At 50.3% G+C, this 24,028-nt stretch carries 24 protein-coding genes; 10 read left to right on the forward strand and 14 right to left on the reverse strand.

Features of this window, described 5'->3' with window-relative positions:
- A partial coding sequence (locus NTV65_11600; protein MCX6115840.1) for a four helix bundle protein occupies nt 1–349 on the forward strand: 349 nt, incomplete at its 5' end.
- 94 nt (nt 350–443) lie between these two features.
- Here the strand turns inward: NTV65_11600 and NTV65_11605 are convergent.
- The 7 genes from NTV65_11605 to NTV65_11635 all read right to left on the reverse strand — a co-directional run bounded on the left by NTV65_11605 (nt 444) and on the right by NTV65_11635 (nt 6,452).
- Nucleotides 444–1,934: a sigma-54 dependent transcriptional regulator gene (locus NTV65_11605; protein ID MCX6115841.1), complete on the reverse strand. Its 1,491-nt coding sequence runs from the start codon at nt 1,932–1,934 to the stop codon at nt 444–446.
- A 13-nt stretch (nt 1,935–1,947) separates the two neighbouring features.
- Complete coding sequence (locus tag NTV65_11610) at nt 1,948–2,802, reverse strand: ATP-binding protein (protein MCX6115842.1); 855 nt, start codon at nt 2,800–2,802, stop codon at nt 1,948–1,950.
- Nucleotides 2,799–3,713 (reverse strand): tetratricopeptide repeat protein, encoded by a 915-nt coding sequence (locus tag NTV65_11615; protein ID MCX6115843.1) that lies wholly within the window; start codon nt 3,711–3,713, stop codon nt 2,799–2,801. The genes NTV65_11610 and NTV65_11615 overlap by 4 nt, the downstream gene beginning before the upstream one ends.
- A gap of 21 nt (nt 3,714–3,734) precedes the next feature.
- Nucleotides 3,735–4,823 (reverse strand): sigma-54 dependent transcriptional regulator, encoded by a 1,089-nt coding sequence (locus tag NTV65_11620; protein ID MCX6115844.1) that lies wholly within the window; start codon nt 4,821–4,823, stop codon nt 3,735–3,737.
- A 404-nt stretch (nt 4,824–5,227) separates the two neighbouring features.
- Nucleotides 5,228–5,629, reverse strand: a complete 402-nt coding sequence (locus NTV65_11625; protein MCX6115845.1) for a hypothetical protein — start codon at nt 5,627–5,629, stop codon at nt 5,228–5,230.
- Between the two features lie 228 nt (nt 5,630–5,857).
- Nucleotides 5,858–6,178, reverse strand: coding sequence for a hypothetical protein (locus tag NTV65_11630; protein ID MCX6115846.1), 321 nt, complete (start codon nt 6,176–6,178; stop codon nt 5,858–5,860).
- Between the two features lie 25 nt (nt 6,179–6,203).
- A complete protein-coding gene (locus NTV65_11635; protein MCX6115847.1) occupies nt 6,204–6,452 on the reverse strand; it encodes a hypothetical protein in 249 nt (82 codons plus the stop codon).
- A 266-nt stretch (nt 6,453–6,718) separates the two neighbouring features.
- On the opposite strand from NTV65_11635, the gene NTV65_11640 reads away from it, so the two are divergent.
- Genes NTV65_11640 through NTV65_11650 form a run of 3 tightly spaced genes read left to right on the forward strand, consistent with a single transcriptional unit; the run spans nt 6,719 to nt 10,169 of the window.
- Nucleotides 6,719–7,069: a cytochrome c gene (locus NTV65_11640; protein ID MCX6115848.1), complete on the forward strand. Its 351-nt coding sequence runs from the start codon at nt 6,719–6,721 to the stop codon at nt 7,067–7,069.
- Nucleotides 7,070–7,089: 20 nt separating this feature from the next.
- On the forward strand, nt 7,090–8,262 hold the full coding sequence (locus NTV65_11645) for an AIR synthase-related protein (GenBank protein ID MCX6115849.1): 1,173 nt from the start codon (nt 7,090–7,092) through the stop codon (nt 8,260–8,262).
- Nucleotides 8,262–10,169 (forward strand): AMP-binding protein, encoded by a 1,908-nt coding sequence (locus NTV65_11650; GenBank protein ID MCX6115850.1) that lies wholly within the window; start codon nt 8,262–8,264, stop codon nt 10,167–10,169. The genes NTV65_11645 and NTV65_11650 overlap by 1 nt, the downstream gene beginning before the upstream one ends.
- Nucleotides 10,170–10,258: 89 nt before the next feature.
- On the opposite strand, the gene NTV65_11655 is transcribed toward NTV65_11650, so the two are convergent.
- Nucleotides 10,259–11,032, reverse strand: a complete 774-nt coding sequence (locus NTV65_11655) for a ferredoxin--NADP reductase (protein ID MCX6115851.1) — start codon at nt 11,030–11,032, stop codon at nt 10,259–10,261.
- A 117-nt stretch (nt 11,033–11,149) separates the two neighbouring features.
- Here NTV65_11655 and NTV65_11660 point away from each other — a divergent pair, with 117 nt between their 5' ends.
- Together NTV65_11660 and NTV65_11665 are read left to right on the forward strand one after the other, a co-directional pair.
- Nucleotides 11,150–11,608 carry a tRNA (cytidine(34)-2'-O)-methyltransferase gene (locus NTV65_11660; protein MCX6115852.1) on the forward strand — a complete coding sequence of 153 codons (459 nt, stop codon included), beginning with the start codon at nt 11,150–11,152 and terminating at the stop codon, nt 11,606–11,608.
- A gap of 125 nt (nt 11,609–11,733) precedes the next feature.
- Nucleotides 11,734–14,529, forward strand: coding sequence for a PAS domain S-box protein (locus NTV65_11665; GenBank protein ID MCX6115853.1), 2,796 nt, complete (start codon nt 11,734–11,736; stop codon nt 14,527–14,529).
- A gap of 23 nt (nt 14,530–14,552) precedes the next feature.
- Here the strand turns inward: NTV65_11665 and NTV65_11670 are convergent, their stop codons facing one another.
- Together NTV65_11670 and NTV65_11675 are read right to left on the reverse strand one after the other, a co-directional pair.
- A complete protein-coding gene (locus NTV65_11670; GenBank protein MCX6115854.1) occupies nt 14,553–15,593 on the reverse strand; it encodes a phosphatase PAP2 family protein in 1,041 nt (346 codons plus the stop codon).
- Between the two features lie 572 nt (nt 15,594–16,165).
- On the reverse strand, nt 16,166–16,987 hold the full coding sequence (locus tag NTV65_11675) for an undecaprenyl-diphosphate phosphatase (protein MCX6115855.1): 822 nt from the start codon (nt 16,985–16,987) through the stop codon (nt 16,166–16,168).
- 98 nt (nt 16,988–17,085) lie between these two features.
- On the opposite strand from NTV65_11675, the gene mnmC reads away from it, so the two are divergent.
- A complete protein-coding gene (mnmC, locus tag NTV65_11680) occupies nt 17,086–18,246 on the forward strand; it encodes an FAD-dependent 5-carboxymethylaminomethyl-2-thiouridine(34) oxidoreductase MnmC (protein MCX6115856.1) in 1,161 nt (386 codons plus the stop codon).
- Here the strand turns inward: mnmC and NTV65_11685 are convergent.
- Nucleotides 18,236–19,108 (reverse strand): RNA methyltransferase, encoded by an 873-nt coding sequence (locus NTV65_11685; protein MCX6115857.1) that lies wholly within the window; start codon nt 19,106–19,108, stop codon nt 18,236–18,238. The genes mnmC and NTV65_11685 overlap by 11 nt on opposite strands.
- Between NTV65_11685 and NTV65_11690 the strand changes: the two genes are divergently transcribed.
- The gene (locus NTV65_11690) at nt 19,107–20,159 is read left to right on the forward strand and encodes a hypothetical protein (protein MCX6115858.1); all 1,053 of its coding nucleotides are present in this window, start codon (nt 19,107–19,109) and stop codon (nt 20,157–20,159) included. The genes NTV65_11685 and NTV65_11690 overlap by 2 nt on opposite strands.
- Before the next feature lie 402 nt (nt 20,160–20,561).
- Nucleotides 20,562–21,194: an inorganic pyrophosphatase gene (locus tag NTV65_11695; protein ID MCX6115859.1), complete on the forward strand. Its 633-nt coding sequence runs from the start codon at nt 20,562–20,564 to the stop codon at nt 21,192–21,194.
- Here NTV65_11695 and NTV65_11700 read toward each other — a convergent pair.
- Complete coding sequence (locus NTV65_11700) at nt 21,173–21,994, reverse strand: hypothetical protein (protein MCX6115860.1); 822 nt, start codon at nt 21,992–21,994, stop codon at nt 21,173–21,175. The two genes, NTV65_11695 and NTV65_11700, sit on opposite strands and share 22 nt — an antisense overlap.
- A gap of 122 nt (nt 21,995–22,116) precedes the next feature.
- On the opposite strand from NTV65_11700, the gene NTV65_11705 reads away from it, so the two are divergent.
- Nucleotides 22,117–22,962 carry a deoxyribonuclease IV gene (locus NTV65_11705; GenBank protein ID MCX6115861.1) on the forward strand — a complete coding sequence of 282 codons (846 nt, stop codon included), beginning with the start codon at nt 22,117–22,119 and terminating at the stop codon, nt 22,960–22,962.
- On the opposite strand, the gene NTV65_11710 is transcribed toward NTV65_11705, so the two are convergent.
- Both NTV65_11710 and NTV65_11715 read right to left on the reverse strand, forming a co-directional pair.
- Nucleotides 22,952–23,566, reverse strand: coding sequence for a hypothetical protein (locus tag NTV65_11710; GenBank protein ID MCX6115862.1), 615 nt, complete (start codon nt 23,564–23,566; stop codon nt 22,952–22,954). The two genes, NTV65_11705 and NTV65_11710, sit on opposite strands and share 11 nt — an antisense overlap.
- 186 nt (nt 23,567–23,752) lie before the next feature.
- Nucleotides 23,753–24,028 (reverse strand): hypothetical protein (locus NTV65_11715; protein MCX6115863.1); only part of this gene is annotated, 276 nt, incomplete at its 5' end.

Here is a 24,028-nt window from a genome sequence, read left to right on the forward strand (position 1 = left end):
AGATATGTTTTGTCATGAAAAGCTCGAAGTCTATCAAAAGTCGGTTGAATTCCTGAAAGAGGTTATTAGTGTTATTCGCCTCCTTCCGAACGGAAATAGCGACATTGTCAACCAGTTGCGTCGCGCCGCCACTTCCATTTCATTAAATATTGCAGAAGGCGCAGGCAAAACAGGCGTTGCCGACAAAAAGCGCTACTATAGTATTGCGCGGGGCTCTACTTTGGAGTGTGCCGCGATCTTTGACCTGTTGAAAGCGTGGAACCTTGTTGATCAGAGCGTGCTTAAAACTCCTACGAGTCTTTTGAGCAGCTTGGCGGCCATGCTGTCAAAGCTGGTTTTTAAGGTTTAACCGCTATCGGAGCGGGAGCAGGTAACGGGAAGCGGTTCACGTTCCCGCGCAGGGGTTTCTCATCTAATGTACCGACACTTATCGGTGAGGAGCCCTACTCCTCTGCCCCGACCTCGCCACCCCTATACTCATGCAGCTTATTTCTAAGGGTTCTGATGCTAATACCGAGTAACTTTGCAGCCTCGGTTCGATTATTGCTCGTCGCACGAAGTGTCTCTAGGATCAGGGCACGCTCCATCTCCTGAACGGTCATCCCTGAGCGAATCATGACTGAGTCATTTAAGGCGCTACGATTGGGCTCTATGCCATTGTCTACTATCTTCTCCACCATGCTATGAATGCTACCGACCCTCGGTGCCTCTAAACGCACAGACTCAAGCTGTGTGATTGCACTAGCTGAGAGCAGAAAGTCTGACTCACATGGAATCGCTCCCCGTGACAAGATAGCTGCTCTTTGCACTGCGTTCTGCAGCTCACGAATATTTCCGGGCCATGAGTGCGAGAGCAACGATTGCAGAACCTCCGCTGGCAATGTTGGCGCATTGTTCCCGAGGTACTGACGCATAAAATGCTCGGTTAATAACTTAATGTCTGAGGTTCGCGCACGCAGCGGTGGCAAGGTAAGCGGGATAACGTTTAGTCGATAATATAGATCCGCTCTGAAGCGCCCCTCTCGAACGCTCTCTTCCAGATCTCTATTCGTTGTCGCCAGCACACGCACATCTATCGTTACAGGGTCTCTACCACCCACCCTGTCAACCTCTCGCTCTTGGAGCACACGTAGTAATTTAGCCTGCAGGGCGATATCCATCTCAGATATTTCATCTAAGAGGATCGTACCGTTGTGCGCTAACTCAAACTTTCCGATCTTGCGCGCCTGTGCTCCTGTAAAAGCCCCTTTCTCGTGTCCAAATAGCTCACTCTCAAGCAGACTAGCTGGTAACGCAGCGCAATTGACGGCTACAAAGGCCTGTTGAGCACGTGGGCTACTAGCGTGCACAAAACGCGCAACCAACTCCTTACCAGTTCCAGACTCGCCCTGAATAAGAACCGTAGCCTCACTGCGTGCAACCGCCTCCGCTACCTCAAGCACACGGATCATAAGGGGATCATTCGTTATAATTGGACGTCCTCCCTTTTGGTGGGAGCTTTTTTGGCGAATATGTTTGGCCTCTGGCGTAAGGCTTCGTTCTACGATCCTTTCTAGATCGGTGGCCGAAAACGGCTTGGTAAGGAAATCAGAGGCTCCGCGCTGCATCGCCTCTACCGCCTGATTAATCGTGCCATAGGCCGTGATCATAATTAGGGGGGTCTCTATATTGCGCTTCTGCATGGCGGCGAGCAGCTCAAGCCCAGACATCTCTGGCATCTGCTGATCGGACAAAATTAAGTCAAAGGATCCCCGCTCTAGGTGCTCAAGAGCAGCAGCGCCGTTTGGCGCGACAACCAGCTCGTATTCCTTACGGGAAAGACAGGTGGTTATAGCTAGCTGCATATGTGGATCGTCATCAACAACCAGGATACGTGCACGAGTTGCGTTGCCAACCTTATCTCCCCTCTCTGTCCCTGTGTCGTTAAGCTCCATACTGGTCTCCTCTTTACTTAATATTTGTTGCTTTACGGGGCAAAATTAATGTGAACTCGGCGCTCGGAGTGTTTCGAGCGGAGATCTTGCCCCCATGCCCCTCTATTATTCTCTTAACGATAGAGAGCCCTAATCCGGTCCCCTCTCGTCGACCCGACGCGAACGGCTCAAAAAGTCGCGGCAGAACTTCCTCGGATATTCCTGGGCCGTTATCGGTTATAACTACTCGCACGCCATCCAACTCCTGCTCATCGCTGAGCGTAATGGTGATCGTTCCAGTAAACGAGGTGATCTGCAAAGCGTTAGTAATCAGGTTATAAAAGCACTGCCTGAGTGCGTTATCATCCGCAATGATAAAGGGATTTCCGCTCAGGTTAACGCAGATCTTTGCGCCTGTGCCGTATAGACTTACAAAATGTTGCTGAACTTCCTGGATAACTGAGTTCAGGTTTATCGGCCCGGTGTGTAGGCGATTATTCTTCGCGAAATGCAGTACATTAGAAACGACGTGATCTAGGCTCGTTATGCTTTTTTCGATCTCATCAACGAGAGCAATTGCCCCGGGACGATCCTCTACGTCGCGCTTAAGCATGGATAGAAATAGCGTTATTGCACCAAGTGGATTGCGTACCTCGTGGGCAAGCGCAGCTGCGGTCTCGCCAAGCATAGATAAGCGCTCTGCTCGTTTAATCTCCTCCTCCTTAATCTGGAGCTTAGCCTTGAGATCCTCAACCTCTTGCAGAATAGCGAAATGACGCTGCTCCAGCTTTGAGCTGCTATCGTTAAAACGCTCAAGCATCTCCTGCAGTCCTAGAGCGGACTGTGGGGGGATTGAGTTCTTAATCTGAGCTAAGCCAGAGTTTCTCACGGGGCCTCCGTTTGATTGGTGTCTTTTTTCCACTCAAACTGTTCGAGTGCCGCCTGCATTAAGATTAGCCAAGGGTCTGAGGGTGGGTGCTGCTTCTTTGCCTCTGTAAAGATCTCGCGTGCTGCAGAGATCTCTCCCTTTGAGAGCGCCACTTCTAGCAGCCCGTAATCACCCCAACTATCAATAAAGGCCTCCGGATAGTCGGACCTGCCCTTCTGTATCCAGAAACGGGCTCTATCATTCTGATGAGTTTCAAGCGCCAGAGAGGCCAGCATGCGTACGGTTGCTGAGGCTCTCTCATGGTCGGTTGGAATTGCTTTTAGATGTTGCTCAGCCTGTAAATATTTACCTAGCTTCGTCTCAACTATCCCAAGAGCAAAATGTATCTCGGCCTTATCGTTCGTAGTGGAATCGTTAAGCGCTGCGAGGAGTTTCTCTTGGGCGGCGCTGTAGGCGTTCATTCGAGAGAGGCTCTGACCCCAGAGCAGATAAGCCCTGCCACGTAACGGCGAGGACTCTGAAAGGTAAGAGATCGCCTTCTCGGCGAAAAGATTGGCGTTTGTGTAGTGCTCATCCTGGTATTCAATTATAGCTCGCGAGAGGGTCAGTCGCGCACGGGTATCGGTTGTTATCTGCATATCTCTTAGAACGGCGTCAAACCCATTAGAAGCCTGCTGATTAAGCCCCAGTGCCCAGGCGCTTTTTGCTGCAGCGATACGAGCATCTGTCGTCATTGATCGTTCCGGCAAAACCTCATAGAGCGTCACGGCTTTAAGGTGTTCGCCGCTAGCCGAAAGCTTTTGCAGATCGATCGGATGCTGCGCCAGGGCCGGAACAGCTGCAATGAATATGCTTAGTGTGCTAAATACCCACACTATTGAGCACCGAGATATTGATTTTATGTCTTTCAAAAGCTGCATGGAGATCCTCATTTACATCGTCATATCATCAGAGATGACGCTAACTTCGATCTTTGCCTCAAGCCCTTTCTTCTTAATCTTCTCAACTAGGGTCGTGCGATTAAGTCCAAGTAACTTCGCTGCCGCTTTTTTATTTCCCCCGGTCTGATTAAGGGCCGTAGAGATAAGCTTATTCTCGTAGTCATCAATCAGGGTGTTAAAATCAACGCCTCGTTGTGGTAGGGTAAAGTCAGCAAGTTGTATCTGAGTTGTTGCACTAACCTCTGAAAGGTAATCCGGTAGATGCTCCGGCTCAATCTGATCGCTGTCGCTCAAAATTGCGAGCCGCTCAATCATGTTTTCAAGCTCGCGCACATTGCCGGGCCACTGATAATTACTTAGTGCGTTTAACGTTGCTGGAGAGAGGCTCAGTTCTAGCCTGCCAAGTTCCTCTGCTTGCCTACGCAGGAAATAGTTGGCGAGGATCTCAACATCCCCCTCGCGCTCTCGTAACGGTGGTAGGGTGACAGGAACAACCTGCAGGCGATAATAAAGATCCTCGCGGAATCGCCCGGCCTTGACCTCTGCTGCGAGATCTTTATTGGTTGCAGCGACTACACGTACATCGATATCGATTGATTTTGTGCCGCCAACTGGATCGACCTTGCGCTCCTGCAGGACGCGCAGCAGCTTGACCTGCAGCTTAGGGCTCATCTCACCGACCTCATCTAGGAAGATCGTGCCTCCATCAGCGAGTTGAAAACGGCCAACCCTTGAGGCGATGGCGCCGGTAAAGGAGCCCTTTTCATGGCCGAATAGCTCGCTCTCAAGGATATCCTCCGGGATAGCCCCGCAGTTTACTGGAACTAGTCTGCCCGTACGTCCACTCAATGAATGAAAGGCGCGCGCGATAAGCTCCTTACCGGTTCCGCTCTCTCCTAGAATAAGAACGGTTGAACGGGTCTTAGCAACCTTCTCAACTACACCCAATATCTTTCGCATCTCTGGGCAAGCGGTCAGGATCCCGAAGGAGAGTTCGTTTAATCCTCTATTCGAGGACCTTGGGGTTGCCAATGCTGCTAGAGGATCTGTTGAAGCGCTGAGCGCTGCGTTGAAAACCATATATGAACCTTCCTTGTTCGATGTATGAAGTTGGGTCGATACATTCCGACTCAACTCACTCGCACTAACCTTCCCTGGAACCATCCGAACCTGAATGGTTCGAATAGCTGCTGTCACGGAATTGGCAATCTTCGTACCACTGCGAGCTACCCATGTTAGATTCTTGACTGTAGGAAACAGGCTCATCTCTTTTAGGGGGCCGAATCTCGGTGAAAACAGTGGGTTATCTATATAACCCAAAATTTTTTGACACACTGTCAACCGCGCCCTAAGGCTGCTGTATAATTTTGGTACAAAAAATATGTTCAGTTTTGTAGCAATTGTGCCGACAAGCACCGACAAGTGTTGCGCAGTAGAAAGCGTTGCGCATTAGAGAGAGCAGTAGAGGGAGTGCTGTAGCGAGATTAGTTGATGTTGGTTGGAGTATCAGAGATTAGAAGATCGCGTAGCGCCAGCCCCATCGACAATCTAAATGAGTCCCCACGCGATTCTATATGACCACAAGCGGACTGAATCACGGTTTTATAATAAAACTGCTTCTCGGTAAATTCGAACCCGGCGTGAAAGAGCACCGCCTGTCTCGTCTCAAATTGAACCATCATCTGCTCAACCGTTGGGAGCCATAGAAAGACTGAGCGTAGCTCGGCGGGTGTCATCCCCTGCGGATCAACGAGGATAGCGACAGGGCTCTCTCCTTCACGATCTGCAACCTCATCCCCTACCTCGGGATGCCAAAAGAGCCCTGCAACTTCAAGATCTTGTGCTAGGTAAATAAGCTGATTCTTAGGTAATTGATTCTTATTCACTGGAACCTTTCCTTGCCCTCATAGCGACATTCGTCAGATAACCCCAAAACCTTTAGGTAAGGGAGCTATTTAGCTCATGCTTTTTTGATGCTCGGGGCGAGATAGAGGACTCTCCATTTGTAAGCCAGTGATCTGGGTGCTTTTACTAGGTGGGATCGGGGGAGTTCTTAGTGCGAATGCCGAGCGGGGTTAGGTACCCGTTATTTTGAACACCAAATCTAAATAAAGCTACGGATTTGCTTTAGCCCATCGATCGCGGGCGAGCTTCATCGCCTCTGCTTTCTGCTCAGCGCTCATTTGCTTTTCAATGATCTTCAGGGAGCTCTTGGCCTGCTCGCTACCCTTCGCACCGGAGAGGTTAAGCCACATATGCGCCTGGACTAAGTCCTTTGGAACGCCCTCGCCATTAGCATAACTTACACCAAGGTGGTATTGGGCATAGGCCTCCCCCTGCTCAGCCTTGGTGCGCAATACAGAGGTTTCATCCTGAGCTAGCGCTGGAAGAACCACGACAAGACTAAACAGAATAAGCACAAAGAGGTTTTTCATGGCTCCTTTCTAGGGAAAAATGAGACTACGGCTTCGACTCCGCACATATAATAAGCAGCATGGCCAGCAGAGCCGCTACGCACGCAAGAACAATAAAGAGCTTAAAAAAGAGGATTATTAGGGTTCCCAGTACGAAACCAAGCAGGGCCGCCTTTTCGCCGTTTTGTTGCACGAATACACGGAGAGAGCTCCCCTGTTGGCCAAAGAATGCCCGCCACTCCTCCTTTGATTTTGAGCGTGAAAACCCTAGAATTCGGTCAAAAAACTTGCGCATATTCCGCTATATCTCCCGATGCTTTCAACTATCTTAGTAACTAGTACTATTCACAAAATCTGCTGTGCCCGATCAGGGAACGACCAATCGAATTTCCTATGAAACTTCGCCGTAATATCAATAGCTTGAATCGCTACATTAAACTACGGTGAGCAGTTACTCGATCTTATTTCTTTCCAATCTAGGGGGGCAACGGTATAGTTGGCTAACAACAGATTTATAACAAGGGTGGATAAGCTCCTTCCCCTGTTTTTTAGAGGTCGCATATGAACATAAAGAACCTACTCCTATTCTCAACTCTAGTTCTGGCAACTTCCCCGGCTTACGGAGCCGACATTGAAAAGGGCAAGACCCTCTTCGCTCAACGGTGCGCCATGTGTCACGGTGATAAGGGGGCCGGCGATGGGCCTATCGCCGCAACGATTCCCGAGGGACAGAAGCCACGCAATCTTACGACCGGAGTGAATAAGTATGCTACCGATGATGCAAAGCTTACCGAATTGCTAATGAAGGGTGGAGCTGAACTTGGCCTGAGCGTTATGATGCCAGCTCAGAGCGATTTAAAGGCTGCGGAGCTGGCTGATCTAGTTGCGTTTGTTAACTCCCTCAAAAAGTAGTCTTAATATTCGGGCAGCCTGTGCAGAAATATTCCTCTGAAAGTTCAGCCTATGGGGCGTTAGGCGCCTCCTCAGCAAAATCAGGGATATTAAAAGCCGTTGGAGAGTCAGGGCCTGCACGCTATTTTGCATCTCCAGTAGCCGATCCAGCAGGAGATCCATCGCAAGCATTTTTTCTGCACGCCGATGGCGCAGGTACCAAGAGTATAGTTGCATACCTGCTCTACCGCGAAACTAACGACCCCTCCTGGTTTCGCTCCCTCGCGACCGATAGCCTGGTGATGAATCTGGACGATGTCGCCTGTTCCGGAGGACTCTCTGGACTGGTGCTGAGTAATACTATCGGCCGAAATCGCTCCTGCGTTCCAGACGAGGCGATTAGCCAAATCATACAGGGCTACCGAGATTGCGCGGCGATGCTGGCAAACGAGGGACTCCCGATTGCTCTAAGTGGTGGCGAGACAGCCGATGTTGGAGATCTCGTTCGAACCGTTATCGTAGACTCAACTCTGTGCGCCCGAATTCCTCGCTCTGAACTTGTAGATACCTTTCGAGTTAAGGCTGGCGATGCGATCGTCGGATTCAGCTCAACCGGCAGATGCCGATACGAGCAGGCTGCTAACTCAAGTATCGGAAGTAATGGCCTGACCCTTGCCCGTAACGTGCTACTGTCGCGCTACCATCCAGAGACCTATCCAGAGGTAGGGGACGAAAAGCTCTCGCCAGAGAGTGCCTATCGTGGCCCATTCAAGGTGACAGATAATATAGCCTCCCTCGGTATGAGCGTTGGAGAGGCGCTCCTCTCGCCAACCCGTACATACGCCCCACTGATACTTAAGATCCTAACTACATTTAGAGAGCAGACCCACTCCTTAATTCACTGTAGCGGCGGAGGCCAAACTAAAATTAAGCGCTTTGGGCAGGGTGTGCGCTTTGAAAAGAGTAACCTATTCCCCACTCCGCCCTTATTTGAAGAGATCCAACGGTGCGGCAAGATCCCCTGGAACGAGATGTACTCGGTATTTAATATGGGGCATCGCCTTGAAGCGTGCGTTGAGCCGGCAGTAGCTAGTGAGATAATATCTCTGGCAGCGGAATTTGGGATTGCCGCTCAGGTTATAGGACGGGTAACCTCAAGTGAGGGAGAAAACGAGGTGCTAATAGATTCACCATACGGCACCTTTTTATACTAATGGGCTCTTCTGATATCGACCAATTTAATAACGTCTCCGCAGCCCTCTCCATCGGAGAGGCGTTTTGGTCCCGTGCGCGCGCGCATCCCGACTCCCCTCTCTTTCGATACGCCGTAGCGCCGCATGCTGACGCTACAAGAGTATGGCGCAGTGAAACGTATGCCTCTGTTACTCCAGCGATCGCTAGGATTGCGCACCACCTGAGCGCACTCGGAGTGCGGCCAGGAACGCCGGTAGCGATCCTATCTCATACCAGAGCGGAGTGGCTCTTGGCGGATATCGCCATTCAGACCCTCGGAGGTATCACCGTTAGTATCTATCAAAGCCAGCCAGCCGTAGAGGTTGGATTTGTCCTGCATGATTCCGGTGCTCGAATTGTTTTTATTGAGAACGAGGAGCAGGCGCAGAAGATCTCTTGGCTTAAGAATAATCTGTGCACAATTCCGGAAAGGGAGGGCATTCTAGCTAGCACCGTGCAGGTTCAGGTTGATACAGTTATTAACTTTGAGCAGATCGATAAGCAGATCGATACGGGGTTGCCCTCAACATATCTAGCCGATCTGATTACGAACCCAGAGATTTCTGCGACGCCTCCCACTGTTCCCGATTCTATAAATCACGCTAGCATCGCCTCCTACGTATATACCTCCGGCACGACCGGTGCTCCGAAAGGGGTTATTCAGAGCCACGGTAATCACCTCTCAAATGTCAGGCAGGCGGCTGAAGGTGGGATATTCGTGCTCGATGGCTCTCTCTTTCTCTATCTGCCGCTCGCGCACTCCTTCGCTCGACTGGTCTACTACGTAGGGGCGCTTACGAGCGCATACTTAGCTCTTCCAGCCATTGTCGACCATAAAACATCCAAGATCGACCTCTCTTCGATAGCAAAGGACCTGCGCGAATCTGGCGCATCGGTTATCCCCTCAGTGCCCCGCCTCTTTGAGAAGATGGCAGCAGTGCTTCAGTCACGCGCCAGCGGCAAGGGGTTACAGCAGCGGGTATTGGCTCTATGCATCTCTAATGCCCAGAAAACTTATGAGCGCCGCTTTGCAAAGGCGCCCCTTTCGCTACTTGAACAGATCCTTTTCTATGGCCTCGCACCGATTAGAGAGAAGATTAAGCGCCAGCTTTTTGGCGTTGGATTTCGGCATGCGATCTCTGGCGGAGCCAAACTGGACCCGGGAATTAACAAGTTCTTTGATGCCCTAGAGATCACTATCTGTGAGGGCTATGGACTAACTGAGACCTGTGTTGCAACGCACGTTAATCGTCCATTACATCGTAAGATCGGAAGCGTTGGGCCAGCTCTTGATCAGGTTGAAACGCTCATCCTAGCAGAGGACGGCGAGATTCTATTGCGTGGCCCCAACGTTACCCGCGGATATCTTAATAGACCTTTAGCGACGAAGGAGTCTTGGGATAATGAGGGTTGGTTTCACACCGGTGATATCGGCAAGATCGATCCCGATGGGTTTCTCTTTATTACAGATAGAAAGAAGGAGTTAGTCATCACCGCTGGGGGCAAGAAGATTCCACCCACATTAATTGAGGGGCTCTTTAAGAGAAACTCCTTTATATCGCATGCGTTTTTATACGGTGATGGTAAGCCCTATTGCGTTATGCTCTTTACCCTTAACGATCTAGAGCTTCGCAATATACTCTCCGCCTCCGGCGTTAAAATCGCGGCGAACACAAAATTATCAGACCTCACTATCGTTATTAAGATGGTTCAGGACGCCGTAGATAGGGCCAATAAAGAGCTGGCAAGCTACGAGACGATTAAACACTTCAGCATTATAGATCAGGACTTCTCACTCGAGGACGGACTTCTCACCCCGACAATGAAGATGAAGCGCAAACAGATTACGCTGCGCTACCGCGATACGATTGATTCACTCTATTCGTAACAAACTATCCGTATCAACAAAGATAGCGAGCCAAAGCACACCTCGCCGTTCTGGGGAACGAAGTTCCAAACGCTAACGCTCTAGGTTGATTACCAGTATTTCTCTAAATGTAGATTACCAGGTAATTTTTTCGAGTGCAGTGAGAACCCAAAGGTCGTAAGGCTAACCTCTAGCTCCTCAATCATGGCTGGGTTTCCACATAGAAACACGTGATCTAGAACGGGATTAAGGTTAATTTCTCCCGATTCAAAGAGCCGCTGTACCCTACCCTTTCTCCCCTCCCAGGACTCTGCGGCGCGACTCGCTATCGGCAGATACTGGAAGCTACTGTTATTGGCTTCGAAAGATTGCAGCTCCTCCGAGTATGCGAAGTCCTCCGGATGTCGAACTCCATGCACTACGGTAATCTTTCGACCATGGGTCCAGGTAGAGGGGGTGCGGATCATCGACATAAATGGAGCGATCCCAGTGCCGGTTGAAACCAGCACAAGATTATGGTCCGCCGGCACGCTATCTAATGTAAAGGTGCCGGTCACCTTGGGCTGACAGAAAAGCCTATCCCCCTCCTTAATGGCCGCAAGTCTCGAGGTCAGGGAACCGGTCGGTACCACCGCTATATAGAATTCAAAATAATCCCTCTGTTCAGGGGATGTCCCGATCGAATAAGCCCGTTTAATAATCTTATCCTCCGCTAGCGGCTCAACCTCCTCCCCTGCTCCGACGTAGCGCGGGGCCGCTCCCATTAGGCCCAAAGCCACGTACTGTCCGGGGATAAAGCTAGGCACGCCACCATCTGGCTTGACATGCAGGATCATTAATTCCGGGGTGAGATTGATTCGCGCAACAACTGTTGAATTTAACATGCCGACAATATAGCTTTCCCATCAAGAAAAATGAACTATCTGAGACCCTCACAGAGAGGTTTTTTCCTACGCAGCACTTTGCGTGGCTCGGATCGTTAGCGTAGGGGGAGTTAATCGGTGCAGATCGTTCTTGTAGAGCCTCAAATACCCCAAAACACTGGCTCAATTGCCCGAACCTGTGCGGCTACCGATAGCTCACTACACCTCGTAGGCCCGCTTGGGTTTGAGATCTCAGAGAAAGCTGTGCGGCGGGCCGGCCTAGACTACTGGCCCCACGTTAAGCTATCACAACACCCCTCCTGGGATGAGTATATCGATACCGCCAAGCCGGAGCGTATCTGGCTTTTCTCAAAATTCGGGCAAAAACTCTATACAGATGCGCAGTTTCAGCAGGGGGATGCCCTGGTATTCGGCAGTGAAACTAAGGGGCTTGGGCCGCAGCTTTTGGCTAACTTTTCCCCTGAACAGATCCTTAGGATCCCGATTATCTCTACTCACGTACGCAGCCTTAATCTTAGTAATGCGGTCTCAATCGCCCTTTATGAGGCGCGGCGGCAGCTCAAACTAGACACCTAACCTACTGATTAGACTGATATCCGTTGCTTCATAGCGTATTAAAAAATGTGCGCTACGGATCCTTGAGGTGCGAGTTAATTGTGCCGAATTACCCCTTGAGTGACTTTGTGCTGGGAGGATAACCAATGAGGCGATCGCCTAACGAGGTGGAGCGGCTGGCTCGCTTACGTGAATTAGAGATCCTTGATACGGCTCCAGAGGAGGCGTTCGATCAGATCGTCTCTATAGCCTCCCAGATCTGCGAGGCCCCGGCTGCGTTTATCTCGCTCCTGGATACAGAGCGAGAATGGTTCAAGGCACGTTTGGGAACGGATCTTACCTCGATTGATCGTACGCTATCGCTCTGCTCTGAAACGGTCCTCTCCGACTCCCCCCTTATCATTAACGATCTCTCCCAAGACCCCCGTTTTTCTAACAACCCGCTCGTTATAAACGCTCCAAACATGCGCTTCTATGCTGGGGTTCCCCTGATAACCAACGATAAGCTCGTGCTTGGCGCCCTCTGTATATTAGATAAGACACCTCGCCAGCTATCCCTCAGTCAGCAGCAAGCGCTGCAAGCCCTTGCGCATCAGGTGGTTTTACAGATTGAACTGCGACATAAATTACTAAAGGTTCAATCAACTATCGATTCGCTCGGAGAGAGTGAACGCCGCTTTCGCGTTATAGCCGATGCCTCCCCCGTGTTGCTTTGGATCTCAGACCAGGCTGGCAACAGAACCTTCTTTAACACTGCGTGGCGCGAGTTTACAGGATTAAGTCGTGAGGATAGCCTCGCCGATAGTTGGGAAGCAGCACTTCATCCTGATGACAGAGAGGTTTATCACCAACGGTGGCATGCAGCGGCCTTACAGGGAGCGCGCTTTCAACGTGAGTTCCGGTTACGGCATTCAAGCGGTACCTATCGTTGGGTGCTTGAACAGGCTATGCCCCTCTTCTCATCAACTGGACGGCTTGAGGCCTACGTCTCGTCCTGCGTTGATCTGAGCAGCCGCAATACAGATGAGCTTCAATACCAAAATAACGAAGCGCGGTTCAGAGCCATTAGCGAGGCGGCTCCACTAGGTATCTTTGTTACCGATTCAGATGGCAACTATATCTATACAAACAATCAATTTCAGAACATCTCTGGCCAGAGCTCTGAAGAGAGCTTCGGCTCGGGATGGTTGCGCGCTATTCCGCTGGAGGACCGAGAGCGGGTCGCATCAAGTTGGTATGCGGCCACTAAAACGGCAACTCCCTTTGAAGAGACCCACCGCTATCAGCGTCACGATGGAAGTATCGCCTGGTGTACTGTTAAAGCTGCTACCATAAACTCAACCGATACAGTCAGTGGCTGGGTGGGGACGGTAGATGATATTACAGAGCGAAGAGAGGTAAACGAGGAGCTGATCGCAGCAAAACGGGCAGCTGAGACAGCCACGCACGCCAAGAGTCAGTTTCTCGCTAATATGAGCCACGAGATCCGAACACCCCTGACCGCCATTATTGGCTTTGCAGAGTTCCTGCGCGACGATACGAAACATACCCCCGAGCAATTTCACACACTCGATATTATCCTTAGTAACAGCAAGCATCTCCTTAACGTCATCAACGAGATCCTAGATCTCTCTAAGATTGACGCAGGAGCTCTTACTATTGAAAAAACCTCCTTCAATCTTGTGCGCTTGGTCGAAGAGGTTCGTACCATGTTCGCCCCCCGTATCGCCGATAAGGCGCTCTCTTTTGTGGTGCACTATGAGTGGCCCCTACCAGCACACATAACGACCGATCCACTTCGACTAAAGCAGGTGCTGATTAACCTCTTAAGCAACGCCATCAAATTTACACTTAAGGGATCGATTGAATTGCATGTTGGTTTTAATTTGCAAACAGCTGCAATCTCTTTCAGCATTAAGGATTCCGGTATCGGCATCTCAATGCAGCAGATCTCATCACTCTTTCAGCCATTTTGCCAAGCAAACGAATCAATCACACGTCAATACGGTGGAACCGGACTGGGGTTAAGCATCTCGCAACGACTGATCAACGCACTTGGCGGAGAGATTACGGTTACCTCAACTATCGGAGCTGGATCGCAGTTCAATTTTTGGATCTCCTCTAGCATCGATCAAGCTGAAGCTCTAATTAGAGCGTTGCCAGAGGAGCACCCTGAGGTACATGCAACTAAACTACCACAAAAGTTCTCTGGCCGGGTTCTCTTTGCAGACGATGCCCTGGATAACCGCAGGCTCGTTCATCACCTCCTAGAGAAAGCTGGTGTAGATCCAACCCTCGTAGAGGATGGAGAGCAGGCGATAGAGAGCGCTCTTGCGCAACCCTTCGACCTAATCCTGCTCGACGTACAGATGCCTAAAGTGGATGGCCTGAGCGCAGCACGCGCTATTCGCCAAGCCGGTATTAAGACCCCAATTGTCGCCCTCTCTGCTGGCGCTATGACGAGTGATGTTCTTAAAGCGATCGATGCTGGTTGTGTAATGCACCTCAGTAAGCCCTTCAGCAAGAGCTCCTTCCTGGAGATGCTAAATAGATTTCTAAACTCCCCCGTTCCAGTCGAACCATTAGGTGTTCCAATTATAAGTAGCCGCATCTCCTCCGATCCGGACATGCTTGAAATAATCCTTGAATTTGTCGAACACCTCAGCCCCTGTATTGAGGAGCTATCAAAGACAGTAGAGCTGGGGGATCGTAAAAAAACGGGTGTCTTAGCTCATAGATTACGTGGAAGTGCTGGACTGTACGGATATAAAGAGCTGGCAGCGGCGTGCGCTCGTCTTGAAGAGTTTTCGAAGGATTCAACAGCTCAGAATATAGAACCATTTCTTGAGGAGATCTGCTCTATCGTAAAACGTATTGAAGCGGGCCGCCTAACTACTCCTTTTCTGTTCGATCAGCTTGGAGCCTTGTCGGCCTTGCCATAAAAGGCCCAGCTCCTATGACGCTCTCAAACGGGACTGACATCCGTTCCTCCCCACCATCTCCATGAGACACGCTTAGCAAGTGGTATGCATAGCGCAACCAGTAGCACGGATCCGAGATCATCGAGTAGATAGTGCCAGCCGAGGTAGATCGTGCTGTTAAAGATTAAGAGAGTAAAGATCCAACTTAACCAAGAAAGCAGGGGGTGAATATGTCTCAAATAAATGCTGCCCATGATCGCCACAGCTACATGCAAACTCGGAAACCCAGAGATCATAAAGACCCCCTCCTGACTCCCTGGATTTTCACTGAGTAGGTCACGCATCCTCCACAGGCTTTCCTGCAACCCGGAGATCTCTCCTCCCTGCATAAACCTAAACAGTTCAGGATATATGTACACTGGGCCAAGGGTAGGAACGGCATAAATCCAGATAATCCCAACTAGGAACAATAGCACAAATCCGCACAGATACTCCTGTGCCAAGCGCCTTGGAGCTACCGCAATAAAGGTAAAGGCGGTCAGGGACATGTAGGGATAGTACCAAAAATAATGCTTAGAGATCTGATCAAGAGCACTCGCGCCCCAGAGCTTAAACAGCACCTCAGAGCACACCATCCCGCCACATAAGTAACGATCTGAGGCTATAAATAGATCGTCATATAATCGTGCGTTTACGTGCGGAACCAAGTTCTTGAGCAGTGCAAATTCGACAAACATAAGGAGCACCGCGTGGAAGAAGCGAATATCTTGAAATATCTGGCCAAGCGTAAAGCGCTCAAGGGTCTTTAACCAGAACGGTCTCCATGCGACCGCTCTAAACTTCCAATTAACTCGACGAACCTCCCCTATAAGCTTCAGAAAAATAGCGGCGAGCAGAACGAGTGCATATAAATCGAGACAGGTAAGAAACTGCTTTAGATAAAACAGAAGGGGCCCGCTCGTAGCCCCAGCCCCAGGCTGCCCCGGCATCAAGAGATCAAAATATCTGTAAAGCGCACATGTAAGCGCCCCAAAGAGCACCAATACATACTCAACCGGCATCAGAATTTTTAAGAGCTTTACCATCGCACTGAGTATATCGGCTGATAGTGGGATCTGGCGAAAGGGGTACTTTTGAGTTCGCTTCGGGTGTTAACGGTATGATTAGTTAGCTATTTTGATATAGAAAAACGTTTCGAGGTCAAAAAACATAGTAACTACTTAATATTACTGGATTTATTAGCTAAATAACTCTATTAATCCGAGACCTCTCTTAAAAACTATTTTGAGTTGATCCAATTAGTTCTATATACTAGAAGGATTAGTGAACAGTGTTTCAGCTCTCTTCGTAGGCTGCCTTCAATGAGGGTATCGTACGAAGTGAGACGTTTCGCAAGTAAAGGTGCGAAAGGTTTTTTCTTAGGTTTGCATGTCCGTAAGGAAGTGCATTTTTTGTGTGATTAGACTGACCTCCTGAGATTTTTCAGAAGATAACTCTCAGTAGAGATCTCTGGAGGTCAGTCTTTTTCTCATATCAGGTTTAATTTTTTTAGCTTTTTTTTCTAAGGTTTCTTTGCAAACGTCTTCACTTCACCCATTTTAATTCAGCCCGTTTCTTCCATCCCCCACATTCACATTATTTCCTTACTACCTAATATCTAGAGTAGCGTAAGCACTATCGCCGCAACCAATAGCCGATAGTACGCAAAGGGTCGCAGGCTCCAGCGACTAACGATGCTGATAAACACCTTAATTGCGATCAGCGCCGTTACAAAAGAGATTACAAATCCGATCGCAACTAGCTCAAGATCTTTTGTAGTGAAGATCAGCAACGCTTTCGATAGATCATAAAGAGCTGCCGCAGAGAGCACCGGGACAGCGGCAAGAAATGAGAACTCCGCGGCTGCAGCTCTTGAAAGCCCGCCCAACATGCCCCCAATAATAGTTGATGCTGAGCGTGACATGCCGGGCCATAAGGCCAAGCACTGCACGCAGCCGATTAGAAAACTCTGTCGACAGGTAAGTTGATCTATCTCTATCTGCCCCTCTACTTTACCATTTCGATCAACTATCAGGATCAGCAGCGCTCCAACAGCAAAAGCTATCGCTACGGGAAACGGCGCAAAGAGGTGCTCCTTAATCTGGCCTCTAAAAATGAACCCAACGCTCAACGCAGGCGCCGAAACAAGGGCGAGCTTCAAGATACCCTGTAGCCCCGCCATCCCTGGATTAAGAGCCGTACGAGGCTTGCACACCCCCTGCCTTAGCCCCTTAAATAAGGCGACAAATCTATGCCGATAGAGAACTAGCACGCTCAAGATCGCCCCTAATTGGATCACGACATCAAAGGTCTTAGCCTTTTCACCAGTAAAGTGCAGCGCCTCTCCAAAAAGGATAAGATGTCCCGTGCTAGAGATCGGAAGATACTCCGTTAGCCCCTCAACCACCCCGAGAATTATGGCAATAACTACGTCTGACACCTGCCCTCCTACCTTAATAAGAACTACTATAAGGCTACTTACCTCAGATCAATGGCGCAATCCTTGTAACTATTCATAGGTCTAAAATATGACAACACATGACCGTCTGTAGCCCTGATGCTGTGATTATAGGAGGGGGGCTTGCCGGAGCTAGCTCCGCATATGCGTTGGCGCGCCGCGGCCTGAAGGTGCTGCTGTGCGAAGGTGAGAGCGCACTGGCTCAGCGCGCTTCAGGCAACCGCCTCGCGCTAATTATGCCCTATATTTCAGATTACTCCTCGCCCCTTGAGCGGGTCTATTCAACCGGATTCAGATTTACAATTGAGCTGCTACGCTCTGTTTTTTCGGAAGAGGGGCTCCTTAATCAGGTTGGCGGCATTCAGCTTCCTACAACGACTCGACTTAAGAAGCTGATACACGATAGAACAGCTATCATCGGCTCAACGGAGATTCAAAGAATCTCTGCGCTAGAGGGAAGTGAGCTTAGCGGGATTACGATCTCGCACCCAAGTTTATACGCGCCAGAGAGCGGCTACGTAAGCCCAGTAAGGATGGTTGAGGCGCTACTACATTGGGGTGCTCAAACGGGGGAGCTCCGTATGAACACGCAGGTCATTGACTTAAAGCGGGACCACACCGGATGGTGCTGCTACCTCGCTTCGGGAGATACCATTAGCACTCCAAACGTTATCGTATGTGGGGCGTACGAATCGAGCGCCCTTACGCCCCTCTCCTGGCTACCCCTGGAGCCGGTACGTGGGCAGACCGTTTCGGTGAAAAGCTCTCCTACTTCGCGCGCACTACGAACCATAATCTGTTTCGATGGTTACCTAACTCCGGAACATGCGGGCGCGCACCTACTGGGGGCGCAATATCGACACAACGATCTCCGCCTTACGCCGTCTGAAGAAGATAGCTCAGAGATGCTTTTGCGCTGCCAGCGTTGGTTACCGGAGCTGCAATTTACGCCGCCCTCAATTGAGTCCCCCAGGGTCTGCTTTCGCACCTCAACTGCGGATAGACTCCCCTACATCGGTGCAGTTCCAGATCTGCCGGCCATACAACGGGAATCTTCGTCTTTGCAGCCCGGACTCTTCGTAAACGTTGGGCATGGAAGCCGTGGCCTGCTCTCCTGTCCATTCGCAGGGGAGCTCATCGCCAGGCTCATTACAGAGGAGGCCCTAGGAGATCTAACAGAGGTGGCTAAACTATGTGCGCCAGAAAGGCTTATCTCAAGATTCCAGGCAGCTAGCGTGTAGGGGCTTGCACACGACGCACATGTCCGCGAATTATCGCTTCGCGCCGTGCTTCTGTCAGAACACTTGAGACGGCAGCAGATACATTAAGGCTCTCAATCGAACCAACTCGCGGAATAGCGGCGCGCTGGTCTGCTATCGCAAGACCTTCTGAGGTAAGACCACTCCCCTCTGCTCCGAACATCAGAACTAATTTCTCTGGCCACTTTATACTGTAGAGCGAGCGCGCCTCGTGTGGGGTAGTCGCCACAACTCCGAATCCACGCGCCTTTAGCGCAGCGAAAAAATTACCATAATCACGCGCGATACAGATCGGCATCTGCTCTGCAGCACCCTCGGCTACACGACAGGCTGCTCCCGAGAGTGTGCTAATAACCTGAGACCTAATAACAACGGCGCTCACCCCAAAGAAAGATGCAGTTCTTAGGATCGCCCCAACGTTATGTGGGTTGTCGACGCCGTCAAGTACCATCACGACCCCGCGTTGCAGATCGGACACTATCCGGACAATATCCCCCAACTGCACGCACGGAAGGGGCTTAGCCTCAAAGCAGACCCCCTCATGGTGCTCGGTCCCTGCCACCCGACTGATCTCTGCTGCCTCGACCACCCCTACAAAGAGCCCGCGTTTGGAAGCCCAGTCAAGGATCGACTTAAAGCGTTCCTGATGCTCTGGAAGGACGAACAAACGACGGAGATCCTTTTTTCTAGCCTCAAATAACATTAAGCAGCACTGCACGCCGTAGAACTTGGTCAACTCTTCTCGTTTAAAGTTCTGTGCTGGGGGGCGTCCTACATTTGGCCTATTTGCCCCTCGCTGATTCTCGCGCTTTGTGGTACTTGACTGAGATTTACGTATCGCCATGGAAAATTGTACCGAGAAGCATATCTGTATTACCCGTGCTGGGCAGGAGCGCCACCTATGTACGGAGCTGCTTGCCTTAGGGGGCCCGGTAGAGTGTACAGACCTAGAGCTGAGTGTGGTAGAGCTTTCCGGCGTTTCTGCCGCAACATTCGAGGCATTTCCCCTCTTTTTCTCTAGACAGCTCCTCCCAAACGCCCAAGCACTAAGCGCTTCGTCGATTAAAACTTGGGCGACAGCCATTACCCAGAAGCTTATTGAGCAGCTTGGGGAGTCCACTACTGCTTGGCGCCTGCATATCTTTGATCCTGCAACCGCAGATACCGGGGAGCGCTACGCACGGCCACGCTTGATCCAACAGGAGGTGCTAGCCATCCTTAAACAGAAAAGGCGATCACTTCTTAAAACTCTGGTCGACGAAAGAGGTGGCGAGGGCACGCTTGTTCAGGTGGTTACGTTCTCACCTACAGGTGGTTTTATCAGCTTTGCTGACCAGAAGCTGTGCAGCACTCTAAGTCCAACCATCTCACCGGAGGTAGCTGGGTACGTGAATATCCCCGATGACCGCACACCACCCTCCAGAGCCTTTAAGAAACTGCGGGAGGCTATCACAGTTTTTGGTCTAAGCTTTAAGCGTGGCATGCACTGCGTAGATCTGGGCGCATGCCCTGGCGGCTGGGCGCATGTATTGCTAGAGCACGAATGTCGAGTTACCGCTATCGACCGTACCCCACTCGACCCACCTCTTATGAGGAACAGAGATCTTATTTTTGTGCAGGGGGACGCCTTTACCTGGGCACCTGAGAAACCGGTTGATTGGATGGTATGTGATGTCATTACATCACCTGATCGAACGGTAGAGCTTCTTAAAAGATGGCTAGAGGAGAAGTTATGCAGATCCTTCTGCGTTACCGTGAAGTTCAAAGGGGATCCAGATTTTAATGCACTGCGTGAGCTGCGCGAGCTGCTGGCGCAAGGATGCTCATGGTTTAGTATGAAACAGCTAACCAACAATAAAAATGAGCTGACGGTCGTTGGGCGAGCGGCGAAGTAACCCCATCAGGGGTCGATTTGCGGAGCAAATCGTGGGTGATAATACGGTTCCTCAGCGATAAGTGTGGGTACATTAGATGGGAAAACCCCTGCGCGGGAACGTGAACCGCTTCCCGTTACCTGCTCCCGCTCCGATACCGGTTAACCCTTAAAAACGGTTCCTCACCGATAAGTGTGGGTACATTAGATGGAAAACCCCTGCGCGGGAAGCGGTTCACGTTCCCGCGCAGGGATTCAGCATCCATTATCTTACATTCTTCGACCGGCTTTTCTTCCAACTGCCGCGCATAGTTATGCCATCATCCAGTAGCTTCCCACCCACACTTATTGGTGAGGAACCGTTTATACTGGGTTGCATAGTTCTAGTCTTTCACTTGAGGAGTGCATCTAATATAATCTCTATATGCCGAATGTACCATTGTATAGAGCCCATCCATGGCACGGAGTTTCGATCGGCGATGACGCCCCAACGGTCGTCACCTGCTACATCGAGATCGTACCAACCGATACCGTAAAATTTGAAATGGACAAGGCCTCCGGTATTCTGCGGGTCGACAGACCACAAAAATATTCCAATCACTGTCCAACCCTGTACGGTTTTATTCCGCAAACCCTGTGCGGAGATGGTGTCGGAGCCTTATGCGCCAAGGCGCTGCGTAAGAAAAAGATCCAGGGTGATAAAGACCCTCTGGATGTCTGTATCCTGACCGATCGACCCATTCTACATGGAGATATCCTCATACGAGCCCGTCCTATCGGGGGCATAAGACTTATAGATAACTCAGAGGCCGATGATAAGATCATCGCCGTATTGGAGGGTGATGATGTGTACGGCGAGATAACGGAGCTCGCAGATGCCCCTCAGGGTATTATCGATCGACTGCGCCACTATTTCCTAACCTACAAAGAGATCCCGGGTAAACAGGGGTCACCCCGCATCAAAATAGCATCATTCTACGATAGAAAAACCGCCTACGGTGTAATCAAACAAAGTAGGCAGGACTACCGCGCGAACTATTCTCCTCCAGGATCGTGAAACACCTCAATATCGGACGCAGCAGACTCAGCCTGACTACGAAGGTACGCCTCATACTGCTCCGGCGTTAGTGCGGCTTTAAGTTGCTCGTTTCGTAGCTCTGAGCGCCGTCTATTCTCAGCGATCATAAGCTTCACTCTATCTTGGGCGCTACGCTCAGCTACTCCGTGCTGCGACGCTGCTGCGTGCTGCGGCGCTGCGAGCTCCTGATCTATCTGCTGCTCAATTTTATTGAATATCTCTTGAATCTGGCGCTCCTGCACATCAGAGAGGCTCAGTTGCCTAGCTATCCAGAGCACCTCTTTCTCCAACTCCTCCTCCTGCACCCGTTGAAACGCTGCCCTTACCTGCTCCCTATAGTAGGTAGCGTTCTCGAGACCTAAGATATCATCAAGGGTTTCGTCCTCATCACCAGCACCCTCAGAGCTAAATTCCCTAGAGAACTTAGCCGCAAGGCGTTGCTTCTGATCATCATTAAGCGGCACGAATTTATCTATAGCCGAGACACGCCACTTTACGGCCTCCTGCCGATCTGAGCTAATAGCGCCCTCTTCAGAGACCGAGATCTCTCCATCCACGCGTACAGTCTCGTGCGCTGCCTGTGCGCCCTCACTCAACTTAAGTTCCCTCTCAAGTTGTGCTACTCGCTGCTTGGTGCGCTCTAATTCCGAATTACTCGCTGTACTTTGAGGTGCAAGCTCCGTTGGCCCCTGATCTATCGCTAGGCCTGGGCGCAGTTCATACATAAGTCCAGCACCCAAGAAAAGTCCTAATATAAACACCACGAGCGCTTTCACCATAATAATGCTCCGAGACAGAGGAAGATCTCGAAAATATCCTCTGCTGCGGTTTACTGCAACTTGAATCGGTATCGGTTTGTGTGCAGTATATGCCAGAGAAGCCAGGGCTATAGAGGGGTACTATGAAGAGATATTTCGGGGCGCACGTATCGGCGGCTGGCGGGCTTGCGAACTCAGTTGCGGCAGCGGTAGCGCTTAATGTTAACACGATTCAGGTCCACCCCTCACCACCGCAACGTTGGAACAGCACCCCATTTGCCCCAGGAATTGAGGATCTTTTTCTTGCGGCAAAGGATGGCTCCTGCCTTGAAAAGGTATTCTTCCACGCTATTTATCTGATTAATCTGGCCTCGCCAGATCCGCAGAAATTTAACCTCGCTAAGCTTTCGCTAGTTAACGACCTTGATTTCAGCGCTCGCATCGGAGGAAGTGGTGTAATCTTTCACGTAGGGAGTATGAAGGATCAGCCCGATGAGTCAGAGGGCTACGACCGGGTGGTATCTGGTATTAACTGGGTGATGGAGCGCGCTCCAAAGGACTCACGCCTAATCCTTGAGGTGGCTGCCGGCTCAGGTAGCGTGATCGGAGACCGGATTGAGGAGCTGTCACTAATCTACTCGCAGCTCGATAACAAGGAGCAGGTTGGATTTGGCCTTGATACTCAACATATGTGGGCATCTGGGTACGATATCGTCACAGATCTAGAGTCAGTTATCGAAAACATTGAGCGGGAGCTCTCCCTCGACAAGGTCTGGTCGGTACACCTTAATGACAGCAAGACCGAGTTAGCGAGCAGAAAGGATCGCCACGAGAATATCGGTGATGGGCTAATCGGTAATGAGACACTTAGGCGGGTATTTATGCACCCCAAGCTCGCTCATATTCCCTTTATCCTTGAGACCCCTGCCCTTGGCAGCCCAGAGGGAGCGCTAGTCGAGGTCGAAAAATTACGCAGCTTTATTGGTTAAGTAGTTCAGCCTTGCAGGCTATTCCCTTTGCAGTCAGTTGGTAATCGGCGTACCGCAAAGTATGCCCTAAATCACCCCTCATGTAATTCGGGCTGTGTGTGAAGACTTCTAAGGAATGTGTTACCAATCCGAGTTCGAGGAGCGCGTCCAGCGCTTTGCAAACATCTATTCGATTATCGAGAAAGTTGCATTCGGTTTTAGTCGACTGCTTGAGACCAAATTTGCACAGCACGACCTCTAAAACCCCTTCCGGTTTGGCGACGACCTTCATCTGATCATACTTAGTATTTAGCTCTGGCACCTGCATGATAATCAGTTGTGTAAGCTCACGTGTGAAGTCCTTCTCGCTGAGGGCTTCTGACGAAATGGAGAAGCTGTCATTAACTTTGAACAGGTGACAGAGAAAGGTTTGCAGCAAAACGCCACCATATCGCGTGTTTAGAGTTACTTGGGCACTCGAAACTTCGGCGGCGATTGATCGTAATAACGGTTGAAAATTATTTTGTCTTAATGAAGCTTCAGGCTGTTGTCCTGCAAGAGCGGTGGGTGCACCTAAATTTAAAACTGGAGGGGCTTGCGGAATTAAGGTTTGGCTATTTAGCATGATGTACTCTCCTTAAGTATCAACCGTGGCAATGAACATGATGGTCATATGCCACAAAGGGGAGACTAGCGCAGTTCCTCCTAAATTCCTTATTCTTTCTTAACCATTTTTTTGTTTATAATTACTCAATAAGTACAGGCGATTGGCTGAATGATCTAGGGAATAAAATACAACAAAACTAGAAATTTAAGGTGTGTAATTTGTTTTCTGCGGCCCCCTACGTGCAAGCCACTTGCCATGCATGCGAACGATTGAGCTCTCCTGCGTATAGCGAGCAAGCTCATCCAGCGCTACCCACCGCACATCATGCGACTCATCGCTTACTACTATTGATTCATCATCATCCCCTACACAGAGAAACCTAAGATCAAAATGAAGGTGCTCAGGGTGCTCACGCAGAGCTGGAATCTTGTGGATATCGAGATCGAAGATTGCGTCATCGATGGGTACAATCGTAGAGAG

Source organism: Pseudomonadota bacterium (assembly GCA_026390555.1).
In the GTDB taxonomy this organism is placed as follows: domain Bacteria; phylum Bdellovibrionota_C; class UBA2361; order UBA2361; family OMII01; genus OMII01.

Coding starts and splice junctions, on each gene's coding strand:
- NTV65_11605 (MCX6115841.1), bottom strand. CDS start 1,934: ATGGAGCTTAACGACACAGGGACAGAGAGGGGAGATAAGGTTGGCAAC.
- NTV65_11620 (MCX6115844.1), bottom strand. CDS start 4,823: ATGGTTTTCAACGCAGCGCTCAGCGCTTCAACAGATCCTCTAGCAGCA.
- NTV65_11630 (MCX6115846.1), bottom strand. CDS start 6,178: ATGAAAAACCTCTTTGTGCTTATTCTGTTTAGTCTTGTCGTGGTTCTT.
- NTV65_11635 (MCX6115847.1), bottom strand. CDS start 6,452: ATGCGCAAGTTTTTTGACCGAATTCTAGGGTTTTCACGCTCAAAATCA.
- NTV65_11640 (MCX6115848.1), top strand. CDS start 6,719: ATGAACATAAAGAACCTACTCCTATTCTCAACTCTAGTTCTGGCAACT.
- NTV65_11650 (MCX6115850.1), top strand. CDS start 8,262: ATGGGCTCTTCTGATATCGACCAATTTAATAACGTCTCCGCAGCCCTC.
- NTV65_11655 (MCX6115851.1), bottom strand. CDS start 11,032: ATGTTAAATTCAACAGTTGTTGCGCGAATCAATCTCACCCCGGAATTA.
- NTV65_11665 (MCX6115853.1), top strand. CDS start 11,734: ATGAGGCGATCGCCTAACGAGGTGGAGCGGCTGGCTCGCTTACGTGAA.
- NTV65_11670 (MCX6115854.1), bottom strand. CDS start 15,593: ATGGTAAAGCTCTTAAAAATTCTGATGCCGGTTGAGTATGTATTGGTG.
- mnmC (MCX6115856.1), top strand. CDS start 17,086: ATGACCGTCTGTAGCCCTGATGCTGTGATTATAGGAGGGGGGCTTGCC.
- NTV65_11690 (MCX6115858.1), top strand. CDS start 19,107: ATGGAAAATTGTACCGAGAAGCATATCTGTATTACCCGTGCTGGGCAG.
- NTV65_11685 (MCX6115857.1), bottom strand. CDS start 19,108: ATGGCGATACGTAAATCTCAGTCAAGTACCACAAAGCGCGAGAATCAG.
- NTV65_11695 (MCX6115859.1), top strand. CDS start 20,562: ATGCCGAATGTACCATTGTATAGAGCCCATCCATGGCACGGAGTTTCG.
- NTV65_11700 (MCX6115860.1), bottom strand. CDS start 21,994: ATGGTGAAAGCGCTCGTGGTGTTTATATTAGGACTTTTCTTGGGTGCT.
- NTV65_11705 (MCX6115861.1), top strand. CDS start 22,117: ATGAAGAGATATTTCGGGGCGCACGTATCGGCGGCTGGCGGGCTTGCG.
- NTV65_11710 (MCX6115862.1), bottom strand. CDS start 23,566: ATGCTAAATAGCCAAACCTTAATTCCGCAAGCCCCTCCAGTTTTAAAT.